Raw genomic sequence first — 17,180 nt, 5'->3', positions numbered from 1 at the left:
ATACATACCGGCGCGGCTTCATGGGGGTAATATAGGTGTGAAAATATGTGGAGTACTTTCAAGGCACTTTTATGGGGTAATTTATCCTGAGTAATAAGATCGCCAATTCCCCACTAGTTAATTTATTAGCTGTAGTTTGTTACTGATTCTTTTTATTTTTTCTTTTACGGGTAAGGTATGTATCCCTGGCACGCTTAAACTGCTGATACAGTTCTGGTTCGATGTAAGTTCCTCCAACATAGAAAATCCAGACTGCATGGATAGCTAAATATGTTTCTTTTGGTGTCGATGGCTGAATGATCTCAAATGCATCATGCCAGCCAATTTTGTTAAAACTGGAAAGTAGACCGCCATCTTCCGGGGAAAGGTCTATGGTTCTGTAACTAACCTTTTTTGTGCCACTTTCATGCCCTGAATTCTTATCACTAGCGGCGTCATTGCCGGTTGATTTATCGTAATCTTCCTGTGAAGTACTTTCTGACATATTCTGATTGCAGATATCATCTTTGTTGTCAGCAGTGCATACTGAGTGGATATTATATTCACCAGATAATGCAACACTCTTCTCCGGGGTGTCTGTGCTTTGGTCGTAAATACGCATTCTCCTGGACGGTTTGTTTTTCATATATTCCCAGGCCCACTGGCATAACTCTGTATTGTCCATGGGAATGCTTAACTTACGTTTTGCTTTAAATTTATTATCCCATTGGGATCTTATGTTTTTTATAAATGATAATTTATCAATGAAGTATGCTGGGACTAAATCCATAAAATACAGAATGGAGTTATAACGTTCTTTATGGGATGTGGGATGTGTATGCAGCGATTTTATTTCTGAAAGAAATGATTCTAACGCAATCGCATACTGAGTATTTGGGTTGAAATTATCAGAAACGGATAGATCAGTCAGGGAATGGACATGACTAAATTTTTGTGGTGCAACCTCCTTTTGGATATTTATCATTTCAGAAGATAGTAGAGGATAATATTTTTTAATGCTTAACCACACAAAATAGCAGGCATGCTCATTTTTCCTGAACCATTCAAACTCTGACTCCGGAAGAAGTGAGTCAAGAAACAACTCTATTTTTCTTTCATAATAAAGTATGGCATCAAGGACACCTGAATAATAATCGCTGACAATTTCAGATAATAGTAAAGGGGCATCCCGTATATTCATTCGATAAATTGAATTTATTCTTTTCATGTTTTTTAGAGGTGAGGAACGGTAATGATCGACCATAGGTTTATTTTCCATTACAAACCAATAAAAAACGGATAGTTCTCTTTTTGTTTTTATTTTTAGCCGGTAATCCTCATTCTTACCTTTGCTTAAACTCATCTTTTACCTCTTCGAATGGCGGACTCAATTTACAGCATATCCATTATTTTTATACTGATAATAGATGTAGTGTATTACGTAGTCAACAAGTGGATTTTTCATAGTTTTTTTGTAGTGTTTTTTTTGATAGAAAGTCCAGTATTACTGACAAATTACACAGAAAGTAGCTTTTTTTAGACAGGTATGTAAGGAGAGTTTCCTTATCGCCATAGTGAAAGGCCATAACCTGTCCCAGCATGCCTTCAGTAATGACTCTTCAACCACGATGGAGACTCTCCTTAGAAATGTAAAACCATACATACATGACCTATCCATTTGAAAGGATGCCGCCCGGCGTCCTCATGATAAATTCTTTTGGAGAAGTCATGAAAGAGATTGATCTTTATAAAGACCGATTCGTTGATATGGTTTTCATTACCGAGCTGACCAGTCTGTCTGATAAGTGGTTTTATAAAATGGCACAGCAAGGAAAGTTTCCAAAACCTGTAAAATTTGGCCGCAGTTCCCGCTGGATAGAGCGTGAAGTAAAAGAGTGGTTGGAAGCTCGTGTTAATGAGCCGAGAACATAAAAGACTGCTAAAGATGGTGATGGTGAGGGTTACTAACTTTACACCATGTTTATATACTCTCACGCCTTATGCCGTGTGAGTTTAATGTGGTTTATAAAGTCGGTTTATTTATTATTGTATTCAATGCATTATCAATTATTCTTTAATGCACTCAATCACAAGTCAATATCACTTCATATAAACACGTTTTATCACACTCATTATAGCGTCATACACTTACACTCTGTTATCACACATACTCTACCTCTGATGTCACTATTCATACTGAATATCAGACAAAGACACTCATCCAATAACCACACAAATACATTGCCAGTCAGTCATTCCTGACTGGCTTCAGAGAAACACATCATGGACTTACCTGAATCATTCCTTTTATCTCATACTGAATATCACATTGAAAATAACACTCCACACCTAATCATATCTGATGACAATGTATTCAGATTCAGATTAGAACAACTGGACAGTTGTCTTAAAACTATCAGTAGAGGACGTAAGTTACCTTTCACTATTCTGTATAACCGTTCAGGATACAAAGAGAGTGCTGAGTCAGCCACCATTCTTGATGCCATCCGTTATCTCAATATGTTGCCACAAGATGCAATGAAAGTACGAATAGCTAATCCACGTATAGCTACCTTCCAGCGTTTATTTACTAGCGCCGATTTATATTCGCGTGTCCATAACGGGAAAATAGCAGGGGCAGACACTGTTACCACAGCAGAAATGCTGAATAAGCTGATACTGGATTACCGGTTTACTGTGAGCCAGGCAGGATTTAAAAAAGCATGCAGAAAGTACCAGAGGGCTTCGGTTAAAAATCTGAAGGGAGTGATGAATTACATCAGACATCTGCAGGAGCGTCATTCGCGGCTGCTGGTCTTGCGGGTTGATTTATCATGGGCAAATGAGCACAAAGCTGATATCACTGCTGATGATGCCCGTAAGCACCGTCAGCAGCTGTTTCGCAATATGCAAAAGAATCCAATGTTTCGCCATGTCCTCGGGACGGTATGGAAACTGGAATATGGCCCACAACGTAAATTTCATTACCACATGCTATTTATCTTAAATGGTAATAAGGCACAACAGGATGGCGTGATTGCTCATGCTTTCGGGAGATACTGGAATGAAACTATTACTAAAGGTAAAGGCATGTTCTACAACTGCAACGCTTACAAAGAGCGTTATGAGGACTGCTGCCTCGGCAAACTGAAACGCGGTGACAGTAGTAAGGACAAGGGGTTACTTAAGGCGCTAAGTTACATCACCAAAATCGATGCCTGCGCACGTCTGGTTCTTCCGGGTAATGCCAGAACCTTTGGTCGCGGAGAAGTACGTTCATTGAAAAAAAGGAAGAGAGCATAAATAGGCCGGTAAACCTAAGCTGTTGTAACAGTCGGTAATGCTTCCTTCCCCCCCTCTATCTACAAAGCCAGCTAACCATGCTGGCTTTTTTCATTTGTTACGGAGTTCATGATGAATTACTTCGTCTTAGCCACTCACGCCGTCACCGTAGATGGTGAATGGGTTACATCAGAATCTGTTCAACAGGTTGATTTTGATTCATTGCTTTGTATTTACTGCAAACTGCAGATCGGTGTTCAGTTTGATCCTCTGACATCTACAAGAACGTTTGTGCACATACCAAGGCATATCAACAATATTGCTCGGCTTAAAACATGTCGATTTAACAAGCTCCAAACAGTACCAGAACAAACCTCGCCAAAAACTATCCCGCCTTCAGAAATGCGCCTTCGACCTACTAACACGACGATACGGCAATGGCGATGCTGCTGGTGCGATACTCACTGGCATGGGGACAAGGTTTGTCCGAAATGTAGCGACTTGATTTATGTGTTAGACGTTTAAGAGACAGTTTCGGTCGGTAGAGTTCGTAGATTAAATCTGAGCGTGCCGACATCGACCATTGTCCCTCTTTTACCAGGAAAGGAAATTAGATATATTTCTACAATTCCGGAAATATAGAAATGAGATGCAAATGGAGCTTTCAAAAGCAGCAGATACCCTGAAAGAGCTGGGTCATCCCACGCGCCTTAGCGTTTACAGAGAGCTGGTTAAAGCCGGGCATGAGGGGTTACCGGTTGGCGAACTGCAGAAGCGGCTCGAAATCCCTGCGTCTACGTTGAGCCATCATCTCTCATCGCTGATATCAGTATCTCTGGTACGCCAGGAGCGCCAGGGTAGAACGCTCTATTGCCATGCTCGATATGAGAACCTTGAGGCTCTGATTGCCTTCCTGACAGAAGAATGCTGCTCAGGAACTGACGATTGCCTCACCATGCCCCAGAAGACGGAGAAGTAAAATGACAGGTGATCTTAAGAATGTTGATTCGGGTTTGTTCGACACCTCAATCACAGAGGCAAGATTCGGTATTCCTGCCGTTCCCCATCCACCACGTATCCTCATGTTGTACGGCTCTGTGCGCGAACGTTCCTACAGCCGACTGGCAACGGAAGAAGCGGCAAGGTTACTGACCGCCATGGGCGCAGAAGTGCGGATCTTCAATCCTTCTGGCTTGCCTCTTCCTGATGATGCGCCTGACTCGCATCCTAAAGTCATGGAATTGCGCGAGCTGGTTCGTTGGTCCGAAGGGATGGTGTGGTGTTCCCCTGAACGCCATGGTGCGATGTGCGGCATCATGAAGGCCCAGATTGATTGGATACCGTTATCAGAGGGTGCAGTTCGCCCTTCACAGGGTAAGACATTGGCCGTTATGCAGGTCTGCGGTGGCTCTCAGTCTTTCAATGCCGTAAACCAGATGCGCATTCTTGGCCGATGGATGCGGATGATCACCATCCCGAATCAGTCCTCTGTGGCAAAAGCCTGGCAGGAGTTTGATGAAGATGGACGTATGAAACCGTCGTCTTATTACGACCGCATCGTGGATGTAATGGAAGAACTGGTGAAATTTACTCTGCTGACCCGAGGTAACTCAGCCTATCTCGTTGATCGCTACAGCGAACGAAAAGAGTCTGCAGAAGAACTTTCCCGGCGGGTTAATCAGAGCAAAATTTGAGGGCTGGTATGAGTGATGTAACAGCATTCAACAACTGCATGAGCGTGTTCTGGCGGCTACATGAAGCCGAACTATCTCGCTTTCTGACATCGAAGACAGGTGATAGCGAAAAAGCAGCAGACCTTCTGCAAGAGCTATTCCTGCGTGCCCGCGCTCATTCAGACAGTTTCTGCGAAATGGAGAATCCGCGAGCCTGGCTGTATCGGGCGGCGAGGAATCTGCTGATTGATGAGTACCGCACCACCAGGGAATTCGTTGAGCTGGAAGATGATGCCCCATTAACTGATGCATCCCCTGATGCAATCTCAACGCTGGATATTTGCCTGCCTGAAACATTGCAGGTATTACCTGAAGATGAGCGGTGGTTGATTGAAGAATCCGACCTTAACCGGCGTCCCCAGCAGTCCCTGGCCGATGAACTGGGAATCACGCTTACGGCGTTTAAATCCCGACTACTTCGGGCCAGAAAACACCTGAAAGAGACGATGACAGAACTTTGTCAGATTGAGGCGGATGACACGTCTTCCGTCTGCTGCCACAAAAAAATGAATTAATCGCGCATCTTTTCCCCACCACCTTCGTTTACCTCAGTGTAAAGCCAAATGACTAAACACTGAGGTAAACAGTCCATGTCAAAAATTGAGATCTTTGAAGCAGCAGGCTGCTGTGCAACCAGCAGCGTTGTAGTCAGTGACGAAGCCGTCAAATGGAACGCCAGCGCCGAATGGGCGAAAAAGAATGGCGTTGATATACAGCGCTACAGCCTTGCGAATAACCCGCAGCAGTTCCTGAATTCGCCGGTCATTAAAGAGTTTCTGAACACATCAGGGATGGAGTCTCTCCCTGTCACCTTGCTCGACGGCAAACTCGTGATGGCAGGCAAACTCCCGACTCGTGAAGATATCGCCCGTTGGGCAGGTATTCCGCTTAGTCAGGACTGGAGTGAAGACAGCACGCAACCACGCTGCTGCAGCATTCCACGTATGCCTTAATTCCAGAGGAGCAATCACTGATGAATATGCCATTTTTAAAAGACATTCCCCCGTTCATCTTTTTCACTGGCAAAGGTGGCGTGGGTAAAACATCCCTGGCCTGTGCTACTGCGGTATGGCTGGCCGATCAGGGTAAGAGAACGCTTCTGGTGAGTACCGATCCGGCTTCCAATGTCGGCCAAGTCTTTAGCCAGACTATCGGCCACCGAATCACAGATATCAGTACCGTAGAAAATCTTGCCGCGATGGAAGTTGATCCGATGGCTGCAGCACAGGCATATCGTGACCGAGTACTCGACCCGGTTCGCGGGCTGATGCCAGCTGATGTGGTCAGCAGCATTGAAGAACAGCTCTCCGGTTCATGCACTACGGAAATCGCGGCATTTGATGAGTTTACTGGTCTTCTTACCAACCATGAGTTGCGGGAAAAGTATGACCATATCGTATTTGATACTGCGCCAACCGGTCATACCATCCGTATGCTTGAGTTGCCGGGGGCCTGGAGCGGTTATCTCGAAGCGAACCCTGATGCCGCCGCTAACCTCGGGCCGCTGGTGGGGCTGGAGAAACAACAGCACCAGTACTCAGACGCGGTTAAGGCGCTGTCTGATGCAGCTCTCACGCGCTTGGTTCTGGTTGCCCGAGCCCAAGCTTCAACACTGAAAGAAGTCTCTCATACGCACGATGAGCTTTCTGCTATCGGTTTGCAGCATCAACACCTTGCCATTAATGGCGTGCTGCCGCCGTTTGCGGGTGAAAATGATCCACTGGCGCAAAGTATTCTGGCTCGAGAAGAAAAAGCATTACAGGCAATGCCAGAGAACCTGGCGAACCTTCCCCGCTCGCAGCTGTATCTGAAGCCATTTAATCTGGTCGGTCTGGAAGCCCTGCGTCTGTTATTTACGGAGAACAAAGCCTCGCTGCCGCTCCCTGCTACCACGCTGAATACTTTGGATTTACCGAAACTTGCCTCTCTGGTAGATGAACTCAGCCAGACAGGCAAAGGGCTGGTCATGACGATGGGTAAAGGCGGTGTGGGCAAAACGACTGTTGCGGCATCGGTGGCGGTATCTCTGGCAAAACGCGGCCATAAAGTCCATCTGACCACGTCCGATCCGGCAGCACATCTGTCTTATACGCTGGATGGCTCGCTGCCAAATCTTCAGGTCAGCCGTATCGACCCGAAAGTTGAGACAGAACGTTATCGCCGTTTTGTACTGGAAAATCAGGGGAAAGGGTTAGATGCGGAAGGGCTGGCGGTGCTGGAGGAAGATCTCCGCTCGCCATGTACTGAAGAGATCGCCGTCTTCCAGGCATTCTCGCGGATCATCAAAGAGGCTGACGACCATTTTGTCATTATGGACACAGCGCCAACGGGCCACACGCTTCTGCTACTTGATGCAACAGGAGCCTATCACCGGGAAATGGTGCGTCAGATGGGGCAAACACATGACCATGTGATGACTCCAATGATGCAATTGCAGGACCCGGAGAAGACAAAGGTGATTATCGTGACGCTTGCCGAAACGACACCAGTACTGGAAGCGGCGAACCTACAGCAGGATTTACGTCGCGCTGGCATCGAGCCATGGGCATGGGTTGTGAATAACAGCCTGGCGGCAGCTGAACCATCTTCACCTTTCCTGAAGACCAGGGCTAGCCGCGAGCTGCCTCTCATCTCTGATGTGGGTGAGCAGTATGCAAAGCGTATTGCATTAACAGCGCTACAGAGCCAAGAGCCGGTTGGTATTAACCTTCTGGAAGAAATGGCGAAGTAACAATGAAGGGGGCAACTGCCCCCTTCATCTTTATTTAAGTCTTTTACCTGCTTCATTAACGACTTTTTCACCATCTTCTTTGGCGAAAGCCCCTTTCTGAGATTCTGGCAGGATATCCAGAACGACTTCAGAAGGACGGCAAAGTTTAGTTCCCAGTGGCGTCACTACAATCGGACGGTTAATCAGGATCGGATGTTGCAACATAAAGTCGATTAGCTGGTCGTCAGTAAATTTATCATCTGCAAGACCCAGTTCCTCATACGGTTCGACGTTCTTACGCAGCAAAGCCCGGACGGAAATGCCCATATCTGCAATTAGTTTGACCAGCTCATCGCGTGAAGGTGGAGTCTCAAGGTAAAGAATAACGGTCGGTTCAGTACCACTATTGCGGATCATCTCCAGCGTATTACGCGACGTGCCGCAGGCTGGGTTGTGATAAATGGTGATGTTGCTCATATCAGTATCTCATTACAAAGTGAAAGAGAGACGTAACGCCAGCGCTGCCAGCGTTACAAACAGCACAGGCAGAGTCATGACGATCCCGGTGCGGAAATAGTATCCCCAGGTGATGGTCATATTCTTCTGTGAAAGGACATGCAGCCAGAGCAGCGTTGCCAGGCTACCAATCGGTGTGATTTTCGGCCCCAGATCGCAGCCAATCACGTTGGCATAGATCATCGCCTCTTTGATAACGCCTGTTGCGGTGCTGCCATCAATAGAGAGAGCGCCAACCAGCACGGTAGGCATGTTGTTCATGATGGAAGACAGGAAAGCCGTCAGGAAGCCGGTACCAAACGTCGCAGCCCAAAGTCCTTTATCTGCCAGCACGTTCAGTACGCCAGAGAGATATTCTGTTAGACCGGCGTTACGCAGGCCATAGACCACCAGATACATCCCCAGAGAGAAGATGACGATCTGCCATGGCGCACCGTGAAGCACTTTGCCAGTGTTAATGGCATGGCCTTGTTTCGCCACCGCAAACAGAATGGAAGCCCCTACAGCCGCAATCGCGCTGACCGGGATACCCAACGGCTCAAGGACGAAAAAGCCAACCAAAAGAAGGATCAACACGATCCAACCGGTTCTGAAGGTTGCCAGATCTTTAATCGCTTTTGCCGGTGCTTTCAGAAGAGCCAGGTCGTAAGTCGGCGGAATATCTTTGCGGAAGAACAGATGCAGCATCACCAGCGTGGCGATAATGGCGGCGATATCCACTGGCACCATAACAGATGCATATTCCGTGAACCCCAGACCGAAGAAATCAGCCGATACGATATTCACCAGGTTCGACACGATAAGCGGCAAGCTGGCCGTATCGGCAATAAACCCGGCGGCCATGACAAATGCCAGTGTCGCGCCTTTGCTGAACCCTAATGCCAGTAGCATGGCGATGACTATCGGCGTCAAAATAAGTGCCGCACCATCGTTGGCAAACAGTGCCGCCACAGCTGCGCCGAGCAGGACGATATAGGTAAAGAGCAAACGGCCACGACCGTTACCCCAGCGTGAAACATGCAATGCAGCCCATTCGAAAAAGCCGGATTCATCAAGCAGCAGGCTGATGATAATCACCGCAATAAAGGTCGCTGTCGCGTTCCAGACAATATTCCACACTACCGGAATATCGCTTACATGCACAACGCCAGAAATCAAAGCCAGTCCTGCGCCTAGCATTGCACTCCAGCCGATCCCTAATCCCTTCGGTTGCCAGATAACCAAAACAATGGTCAGGACAAAAATAGCGCCTGCCAGTAACATACATCCTCCTGACAGGGCGGTTCTACCGCCCTGTATAAACAAAAATTAACTCGCCAACTCTCTGAGTTTTTCAATACCGGCTGGCTCAGAAGCCAGTACCGGAACGAGCGCTATACGGTCAGCGTGCTGATTCTTAACAGCCTCAATCTGAGGTAGTTCCTGCCGGGCGCGCTGGCAAAGCAACGGAGAACGCGTATCCGCAATGGAAAGGCTGTTATTGATAATCCAGCCCCACGGATGAATCCCAGCACGCTCAAGATCGGACTGCAGGTTTGCCGCTTCCAGTACCGGTGTGGTTTCAGGCAGAGTGACCAGCAGGACTTTGGTGCGTTCCGGGTCCTGAAGCTGCATCATCGGAGTGGAAAAATGACCTTTATCCCCCATCTTCCTGGCAATCTCACGGTGATAAGCCCCGGTAGCATCAAGCAGTAATAGCGTATGCCCGGTAGGTGCCGTATCCATGACCACAAACCGTTTGCCTGCTTCACGGATTACGCGTGAGAACGCCTGGAACACCGCAATCTCTTCCGTGCAAGGAGAACGTAAATCCTCTTCGAGCAGCCGTTTCCCTATCTCATCCAGATTCCTGCCTTTCGTCTCAAGAACATGCTGCCGATAGCGTTCAGTTTCATCGTGAGGGTTGATTCGGCTGACCTGCAGATTTTTGAGACTTCCATTGAGCGTTGCACTGAGATGTGCAGCGGGATCTGAGGTGGTGAGATGGACATCAAATCCCATATCCGCCAGCCTGACGGCGATGGCAGCAGCCATCGTGGTTTTACCTACGCCACCTTTGCCCATCAGCATAATCAAACCGTGTTCACTACGGGCGATATCATCAACCATGGCAGACAGCGACACATTCTCTGGCTTGATCTGCATGCTCTCGCTCTGTACAGGAAGCGATGCTGATTCAGCATATTCGTTTAGCAGGCCTTCCAGCGCGGAGACACCAACCATGTTCAGCGGCTGAAGGTATAAGCTGTCTGTCGGCAACTCAGATAACCCGGAAGGAAGATTTGCCAGCGCTTCTTGTTCCCGTTGCCATATCGCAGCGGCCAGGGCGTCATGTTCAGCTTCAGTTGTAGGCAGCACACCATTAATCACTAGGTACTGGTTTTTCAGCCCAATCGCAGCCAGTTCTTCATGGGTGCGGGCGACTTCCTGCAGCGTAGATTTTTGCAGTCGTGCAACCAGAACCAGTCGGGTACGATCAGGATCGGATAACGCCTCTACTGCGTGAGCATACTGCTCACGCTGCTTTTCCAGCCCGGCCATTGGGCCAAGACAGGAAGCACCATCTGGATTGCTTTCAATGAAGCTACTCCAGGCACCGGGAAGCTGGAGAAGGCGAATCGTGTGGCCCGTCGGCGCTGTATCAAAAATGATGTGATCAAAGCGGGTCAGCAGAGAAGCGTCGGTCAGTAAGCCAGTAAACTCATCGAACGCCGCAATCTCAGTCGTACAGGCTCCTGAAAGCTGTTCGCTGATACTGTTAACAACGTCATCAGGCAGAAGACCTTTGATAGGATCAACGATTCTGGCGCGGTATTGCTGGGCGGCTTCCTGCGGGTCAATCTCCAGAGCAGAAAGCCCAGGAACTGCCGTCACAGGGCGAATGGTATTACCGATAGCCTGATCGAATACCTGTCCGACATTCGAGGCAGGATCGGTACTGACCAGCAAAACCCGCTTACCCTGTTCGGCAAGACGGATAGCCGTCGCGCAGGAAATGGAAGTTTTTCCTACACCTCCCTTACCGGTAAAAAACAGGTAAGGCGGGATATTCTGTAAGAATTTCATATGTCCTCCTGACATATTCAGCAACAGGAAGTATTACCACCACAGCAGCTGGTGGGAGCTAGCCCTACCTTCTCCAGCGGAATACCGAACCAGCGAGCCAGCTCAGCACGTTTTGGGTATCGCCCTGCCATCACCGTTTCACCGTCTAACAGCAGTAACGGAAGCCCTTCTGCCCCAGATGCTTCGAGGAATGCTTTCGCTTTCTCATTCTGAACAAAGCTCATGGGCTGCTGCGCCAGGTTGTAACGTTCAACCTGTACGCCACGTCCTTTCAGCCACTGCACATCAGCAGAAAAATCAACCAGAACCTGATCGACATCTGAGCCACATACGCCGGTAGTGCAGCACATTGCCGGGTCAAACACCGTTAACGTTTTCATTCTGAATACCTCACATTCGAAAAATCATATATGTTCAGGCAAATTTTTTAGATACAAACAGCCTTACCGCTACCAGAGCAGTTTGCCGATGCCAGCTTACGGGCGATGACCTGTACGTCGTCCTGTTGGCTTAACCAGGCCTGCTCAATCACCTGAGCGGCCCAGGAAGGAATATGCGGGGATAAGCGGTAGTGAACCCACTTGCCCTGTTTGCGATCCAGCAATAGACCACTTTCCCGGAGCATTGCCAGGTGGCGGGAGATCTTGGGCTGTGACTGTTCTAGTGCAGTGCAAAGGTCGCACACGCACAGCTCTCCCATCTCTCTAAGCAGCAGCACGATGCCCAGACGAGTTTCATCAGAGAGATTTTTGAAGAGTTGTAGGGAAGTGACTAGCATCTGTCCTCCGATAGGTTTAATAACAGGATACTCTGTAGGTCTAAAATCGCAATAATACATTCGAAAAAACATATATAATCATTGTCGTGAAAATTTTTTAACTGATATAAGTGATTTGATTAACTTATTGATATTAATATTTTTTATACAACTTCCTAAAGGGTTTAACCTCCGTTCTGATATGCAAATAAAATCTTTAGGGATTCACGAAATGTTGATAGAACGAACTTCTTATGGCGTAACGCCGATGCTAAACTGAACTCAAGGTTTGATTTGTATGTGTATGTTCAGGGGAAAATAGATGGCTAACGGTAAGGTTCTCAGACAGCTTATAAAAGCTGGAGCGACAGGTGATGTCGCGGCCTTCCGTCGTGTTTCGGAAGTGATCATTGAAGAAGAACGACAAAAACAACATCATCTTCTTGCCAATGACCTTGAACATATTCTTTATGGTGATCACGCGATACAAACCTCTCGAGTGCCCGCTGCACCTCCAGTGCCAGTGGACAAAGAACGAGGCTTGCCCTTGCTAGATATTAGACAGCCAAGTCGTTCTTTAGATGAAATCGTACTACCTGAATCAAGTTCAGATGCTGTCGAAGAGATACTTGAAGAAAATCGTAGGGCTGATGTGTTACGCACTTACGGAATGAAAGCTATCAGCAAAGTTATTTTTTTTGGTCCTCCTGGGTGCGGTAAAACTCTTGCTGCAGAAGTAGTGGCTTGTGAATTGGATATGCCGTTGGCTATCGTCAGGCTTGATACTTTGGTTTCTTCATATCTTGGTGAAACTGCTGCTAACCTACGCCAAATATTTGATTTTATCTCTCAATACCCAATGGTTGTACTCTTCGATGAGTTTGATGCTATAGGTAAAGAACGTGGGGATAGTGGGGATCATGGTGAGTTAAGACGAGTTGTGAATGCTGTTTTACAAATGATGGATGCATACCAAGGAAAAAGCTTAATTCTTGCAGCAACAAACCATGAACATATCCTGGATAGTGCTATTTGGAGGCGTTTTGACGATGCTATCGAGTTTCCACTACCCGATAAACATCAGTTGTCAGAATTGATGAAACTCAAACTTCGTGGTATTCGCCGCCAGTTTGAGCTTGAAGACGATGAGGTTCTCTCACTATTCATTGGAAAAAGTGGTGCTGATTTAGAACGGATTGTAAGACGTGCAATCAAGAGAATGATTTTACGTAGCCAAGAGTTTTTGACTCTCAAAGATCTTAAGAATGCACTTTTACGGGAAAATATAAACAAAACTCGTCAGGGATAATAAATGACGGAACAATATCAACATCTTAGTATTGCTAAAGAATCTCTTCAGAACCCTAGACGCACACGCCAGTTCAAAATTCCGAGAACACAGCGTGCTGACTTGCGCTTACATGGACGCATTTTGTCTGAGCAATTACGAAGCATTACACAATTAGCTAATCCACAAATTCCAGGAAAGGATAATGATGGTCGGTATATGCTGAAGTTACAGTATACCGGGATGTTAGATATTGCTCATATGGATAGGCATGGAATAGAGTTCGTCAGTCAAGAAGATAAAACAATATGTATTGCCTTTGCTGATGAACGAGGAATCGCTCTTTTTGAGGAACACCTTTCACAGCTTGGTCACGCTCATATAACCTACCAGCAAATTTTAACCGCATTGGATAGCGTTGATGTTTGGACTAATGAGGATCGCAAAAGCTGGTCAGTGAAACAGTATGGGTTTCCTGATTCAGATTCCTTTGGTCTAGATGTTGAGCTGTGGCCGGTAGAAACGACACAACATCCTTCTCGAGCTCGGATCTGCGGAGAATTTGAAAACTGGCTCCGTGAAAATATGATTCATCGCTTGGATAGAATTAATCTTGATAGTTTGCTGATGTACCGGGTAAGAGTAAATTTAGAGCAAGCTGAAAAACTGCTTGAGCACCGTGATGTTCGAATGGTGGACCGTCTTCCTGTCAGTGGAATCTCGTATGAGAAACTGAACAAAGATATCAATTTTATCCCCGAATATATCCCATCTCCATTACCTAATGCCGTAAAAGTTTGCATCCTTGATAGTGGAATTAATACCGCACATCCATTATTGCGTAGTGCAATAGCTGAGAGTGCCTGCTTCGTGGATAATGAAGATGAATCTGACCATTTTGGACATGGTACTGCTGTTGCAGGTATTGCCCTATATGGTGATGTTGAGGCTTGCGATGCTAGTAATTTCTGGCAACCGTCAATGTGGTTATATAATGGCAAAATTCTTAATGCCCAAGGGGAATTTGATACTGCTACGATTGAAACAACTTTGACCGAAGCAGTAGAATATTTCGTTGGTCTAGGATGTCGTATTTTTAACTTATCACTTGGCAATGCAAATGCGCCTTACGATGGAAAGCACATCCGAGGTATTGCTTATGTGCTTGATGTGCTGGCGAGGCGTCACAATATTCTTTTCGTAGTTTCCGCAGGTAATTTTAATGGTAGCATTGACCCTGATGTTCCAGTAGAAAGTTGGCGGGCAGAGTATCCCAGCTATTTAATCCACGATAGCTCAGTTATTATTGATCCAGCGCCCGCACTCAATGCTCTAACGGCAGGAAGCTATGCAAGGCATAATGCAACATTTGACGCTCAACGTCGTGCTGATGAAATTAGCCATTTAAGCCCTGCAGGTGAATGTCAACCTTCGCCATTCACGCGGCATGGACCTTCTGTGAAAGGTGCATTTAAACCAGAAATAGTTGCGCACGGTGGAAACTTTGCGGCACCTATGCGTAATGCTGGAGGTCAATGGCGACAACATGCCAGAGGACTTGGTGTGCTAAGCTGCCACCATCAATTCCAAGGAAGTACACTTTTCTCTGAACAAAGTGGAACTAGTTTTTCTGCTCCTTATATCACGCACCTCGCTGCACGTTTACTCAATGAATATCCAGATATGTCTGCTAATATGTTGCGAGCTATGCTTGTCAATCACGCAGCGCTGACACCGCAGATGGAGAATACGTTCTCAGAAGAGGTTACAGAACATTATAAATCTGAACCTTCAACCCGAAATCGTAGTGTTATTCGAGATGTCGTTGGATATGGAATTGTTGAGGAAGATGGTTTATATCGCTCGTCCGAGGAAGTAGTTGTTATGATGTGTGAAGAGCAAATCTCTGATGACACTCATCAATTCTTTGAGCTTCCATTACCTACATCTTTTTTAAGAACTCAGCGAGCAGTAAGAGAACTGCACATTACTTTAGCGTATTCACCAGCAGTCAGGACAACGCGATTAGATTATACAGCAACACAAATATCTTACAGGCTTGTTAAAGGTTCTTCGTTGCAAGATGTTCAGCAATACTTTAATCATGATATACAAGATGGTACTGATTCTAGGAATGACGATGCGGTAAGCAATCGTTCTATTACTGCACAACAACGTGATCATGGTACAGTACAATCCTCTAGTTGGACTTTTAAGCAAAGGTCTCCAGATGAAAAGTGGTTTGTGGTTGTAACTAGAAATGATCGTGAGTGGGGCACCCCACTTAATAGCCAACATGAACCTTATGCATTAGTTGTTACTGCAACGGACAGAGAAAACGCTGAAGCTAATCTTTATGCCGAAATTGAGGCACGAATTCGTGAGCAGGAGCGTTCCAGGGCTCGGGTAAGTTAAATATAAAGTATTTAGCTTTTAAGATAGGTGGAAAAAAAGATTCTCAATCTCTATTATAAGAATGCTAATAGGGGTTGAGAATCTTTATACTGCTGAATTTTCACACACCTCGAGAGGCTAATCTTTCTACATAATCTGCATACTTCTGCATCATTTCTCTCCGCCCCTCCAAATACTGTGCATGGTTGTAAGTCCCACGTATCGCGTTCTTATCCACATGTGCTAGCTGCGTTTCTATCCACGCTGAGTTAAAACCTTCTTCATGGAGGATGGTACTCATCGTGTGGCGGAAACCATGTCCTGTCAGCCTTCCTTTATATCCCAATAACTCAATAACCTGATTAACGCTTTCCTTTGAGATCGGCTTCGTTCGATCGTTGCGTCCGACGAATACCAGTGGGTATAGCCCGGTAATAGGTTTAAGTGACTCAAAGAGCTCGACAACCTGACCCGACATCGGAACGATGTGTGGTCGTTTCATCTTCATCACTTCAGCAGGGATCTCCCAAAGCCGCTTTTCAAAATTGATATCCTCCCAGCGGGCAAAACGTAATTCCTGAGTTCGTACCCCTGTAAGCATGATGATTTGAGTCGCAGTCTTGGTAATAACGCTACCGGTGTAACCGGCAAGATCCCTAAGAAAGTGAGGGAGTTCTTCGGCTGTCAGGAATGGAAAATGTGTTTTCTTTGGTGTTGCGAGGGCTGTGGCGAGATCGGGTGCTGGATTGTATTCAGCGCGTCCGGTCACAATCGCATGACGGAATACTTCACCGCAGCGCTGTCTGACTTTGCGCATCTTTTCTAATGCACCACGCTTTTCCATACGACGAAGGGTTTCCAGCAATTCCATGGGCTTAATTTCAGCTATAGGGCGCTTACCGATGTAGGGGAAAATATCCTTTTCAAAGGTATCAATAATTTCATCTCGATAGCGTAATGACCAACGATCCGCTCTCAACTGATGCCATTCACGGGCAATAGCTTCGAAGGTATTTTCATAGTTAAGCTTTTGGGCAATTTTCTCTGCTTTCTTTACTTCACCGGGATCGCTTCCAGCAGACAGCAGCTTTTTCGCAGCATCACGCTTTTCGCGTGCTTGAGCGAGAGAAACCTCGGGATAAACGCCGAAAGCAAGACGCTTTTCTTTACCTGCGTAGCGATACTTTAAACGCCAGTAACGTGAGCCGTTGGTAGTTACTTCAAGGTAGAGGCCTCCACCATCAGATAGCTTATACGGCTTCTCTTTAGGCTTGGCTGTGTCGATTTGTCTGACTGTTAGCTTCATTGGGGGCATCTCAAAATGGGGCTATAAATCATGCCCCCCATTATGCCCCCAGAATGCACTTGATTCTGGTAGAGACAGTAGACCTCGGGAGAACATAATCAGCTTTAATTGCGGGTATTATAGGGGATTTACTTGAGACAGTGGAGTTC

The 17,180-nt window shown here is 46.5% G+C and carries 17 protein-coding genes; 10 read left to right on the top strand and 7 right to left on the bottom strand.

What is annotated here, in order from left to right; translation table 11 throughout:
- Positions 1 to 139: 139 nt before the first annotated feature.
- A complete protein-coding gene (locus F0Q32_RS15245) occupies positions 140 to 1,342 on the bottom strand; it encodes a hypothetical protein (RefSeq protein ID WP_096080161.1) in 1,203 nt (400 codons plus the stop codon).
- Between the two features lie 365 nt (positions 1,343 to 1,707).
- Here F0Q32_RS15245 and F0Q32_RS15240 point away from each other — a divergent pair, with 365 nt between their 5' ends.
- The 8 genes from F0Q32_RS15240 (at position 1,708) to arsA (F0Q32_RS15205) (ending at position 7,725) form a co-directional block, all read left to right on the top strand.
- On the top strand, positions 1,708 to 1,911 hold the full coding sequence (locus F0Q32_RS15240; RefSeq protein WP_096080160.1) for an AlpA family transcriptional regulator: 204 nt from the start codon (positions 1,708 to 1,710) through the stop codon (positions 1,909 to 1,911).
- 351 nt (positions 1,912 to 2,262) lie between these two features.
- Entirely contained in the window at positions 2,263 to 3,282 is a 1,020-nt protein-coding gene (locus tag F0Q32_RS15235) for an inovirus-type Gp2 protein (RefSeq protein ID WP_096080159.1), read from the top strand.
- 108 nt (positions 3,283 to 3,390) lie between these two features.
- Positions 3,391 to 3,786, top strand: coding sequence for a putative zinc ribbon protein (locus F0Q32_RS26815; protein ID WP_149463743.1), 396 nt, complete (start codon positions 3,391 to 3,393; stop codon positions 3,784 to 3,786).
- Positions 3,787 to 3,916: 130 nt separating this feature from the next.
- Positions 3,917 to 4,240, top strand: a complete 324-nt coding sequence (locus F0Q32_RS15225) for a helix-turn-helix transcriptional regulator (RefSeq protein ID WP_144131950.1) — start codon at positions 3,917 to 3,919, stop codon at positions 4,238 to 4,240.
- A 1-nt stretch (position 4,241) separates the two neighbouring features.
- Positions 4,242 to 4,955: an arsenical resistance protein ArsH gene (gene arsH / locus F0Q32_RS15220; RefSeq protein WP_149463742.1), complete on the top strand. Its 714-nt coding sequence runs from the start codon at positions 4,242 to 4,244 to the stop codon at positions 4,953 to 4,955.
- Positions 4,956 to 4,963: 8 nt separating this feature from the next.
- Positions 4,964 to 5,509 carry a sigma-70 family RNA polymerase sigma factor gene (locus F0Q32_RS15215; protein ID WP_149335531.1) on the top strand — a complete coding sequence of 182 codons (546 nt, stop codon included), beginning with the start codon at positions 4,964 to 4,966 and terminating at the stop codon, positions 5,507 to 5,509.
- A 75-nt stretch (positions 5,510 to 5,584) separates the two neighbouring features.
- On the top strand, positions 5,585 to 5,947 hold the full coding sequence (locus tag F0Q32_RS15210) for an arsenic metallochaperone ArsD family protein (RefSeq protein WP_149335530.1): 363 nt from the start codon (positions 5,585 to 5,587) through the stop codon (positions 5,945 to 5,947).
- A 20-nt stretch (positions 5,948 to 5,967) separates the two neighbouring features.
- Positions 5,968 to 7,725: an arsenical pump-driving ATPase gene (gene arsA, locus F0Q32_RS15205; RefSeq protein WP_149335529.1), complete on the top strand. Its 1,758-nt coding sequence runs from the start codon at positions 5,968 to 5,970 to the stop codon at positions 7,723 to 7,725.
- A gap of 30 nt (positions 7,726 to 7,755) precedes the next feature.
- Here arsA (F0Q32_RS15205) and arsC read toward each other — a convergent pair whose 3' ends face one another.
- From arsC to arsR, 5 genes are read right to left on the bottom strand one after another with little or no spacing between them, the layout of a single operon-like run.
- Positions 7,756 to 8,181 carry a glutaredoxin-dependent arsenate reductase gene (gene arsC / locus F0Q32_RS15200; RefSeq protein WP_008783807.1) on the bottom strand — a complete coding sequence of 142 codons (426 nt, stop codon included), beginning with the start codon at positions 8,179 to 8,181 and terminating at the stop codon, positions 7,756 to 7,758.
- Positions 8,182 to 8,193: 12 nt separating this feature from the next.
- Positions 8,194 to 9,483 carry an arsenite efflux transporter membrane subunit ArsB gene (gene arsB / locus F0Q32_RS15195; protein WP_149335528.1) on the bottom strand — a complete coding sequence of 430 codons (1,290 nt, stop codon included), beginning with the start codon at positions 9,481 to 9,483 and terminating at the stop codon, positions 8,194 to 8,196.
- Between the two features lie 45 nt (positions 9,484 to 9,528).
- Positions 9,529 to 11,286, bottom strand: a complete 1,758-nt coding sequence (gene arsA, locus F0Q32_RS15190) for an arsenite efflux transporter ATPase subunit ArsA (protein WP_149335527.1) — start codon at positions 11,284 to 11,286, stop codon at positions 9,529 to 9,531.
- A gap of 17 nt (positions 11,287 to 11,303) precedes the next feature.
- Entirely contained in the window at positions 11,304 to 11,666 is a 363-nt protein-coding gene (gene arsD / locus F0Q32_RS15185; protein WP_149335526.1) for an arsenite efflux transporter metallochaperone ArsD, read from the bottom strand.
- Positions 11,667 to 11,713: 47 nt separating this feature from the next.
- Complete coding sequence (gene arsR, locus F0Q32_RS15180; protein ID WP_096080154.1) at positions 11,714 to 12,064, bottom strand: As(III)-sensing metalloregulatory transcriptional repressor ArsR; 351 nt, start codon at positions 12,062 to 12,064, stop codon at positions 11,714 to 11,716.
- A 301-nt stretch (positions 12,065 to 12,365) separates the two neighbouring features.
- Here arsR and F0Q32_RS15175 point away from each other — a divergent pair, with 301 nt between their 5' ends.
- The gene (locus F0Q32_RS15175) at positions 12,366 to 13,352 is read left to right on the top strand and encodes an AAA family ATPase (RefSeq protein WP_032294507.1); all 987 of its coding nucleotides are present in this window, start codon (positions 12,366 to 12,368) and stop codon (positions 13,350 to 13,352) included.
- Positions 13,353 to 13,355: 3 nt separating this feature from the next.
- Positions 13,356 to 15,746: a S8 family peptidase gene (locus tag F0Q32_RS15170; protein WP_149463741.1), complete on the top strand. Its 2,391-nt coding sequence runs from the start codon at positions 13,356 to 13,358 to the stop codon at positions 15,744 to 15,746.
- 100 nt (positions 15,747 to 15,846) lie between these two features.
- Here F0Q32_RS15170 and F0Q32_RS15165 read toward each other — a convergent pair whose 3' ends face one another.
- Positions 15,847 to 17,031, bottom strand: coding sequence for an integrase arm-type DNA-binding domain-containing protein (locus F0Q32_RS15165; protein WP_096080152.1), 1,185 nt, complete (start codon positions 17,029 to 17,031; stop codon positions 15,847 to 15,849).
- Positions 17,032 to 17,180 lie beyond the last annotated feature (149 nt).

Source organism: Pseudocitrobacter sp. 73 (assembly GCF_008369545.1).
Taxonomy (GTDB): Bacteria; Pseudomonadota; Gammaproteobacteria; order Enterobacterales; family Enterobacteriaceae; genus Pseudocitrobacter; species Pseudocitrobacter vendiensis.
This window is presented reverse-complemented; position numbering and strand designations above follow the sequence as displayed.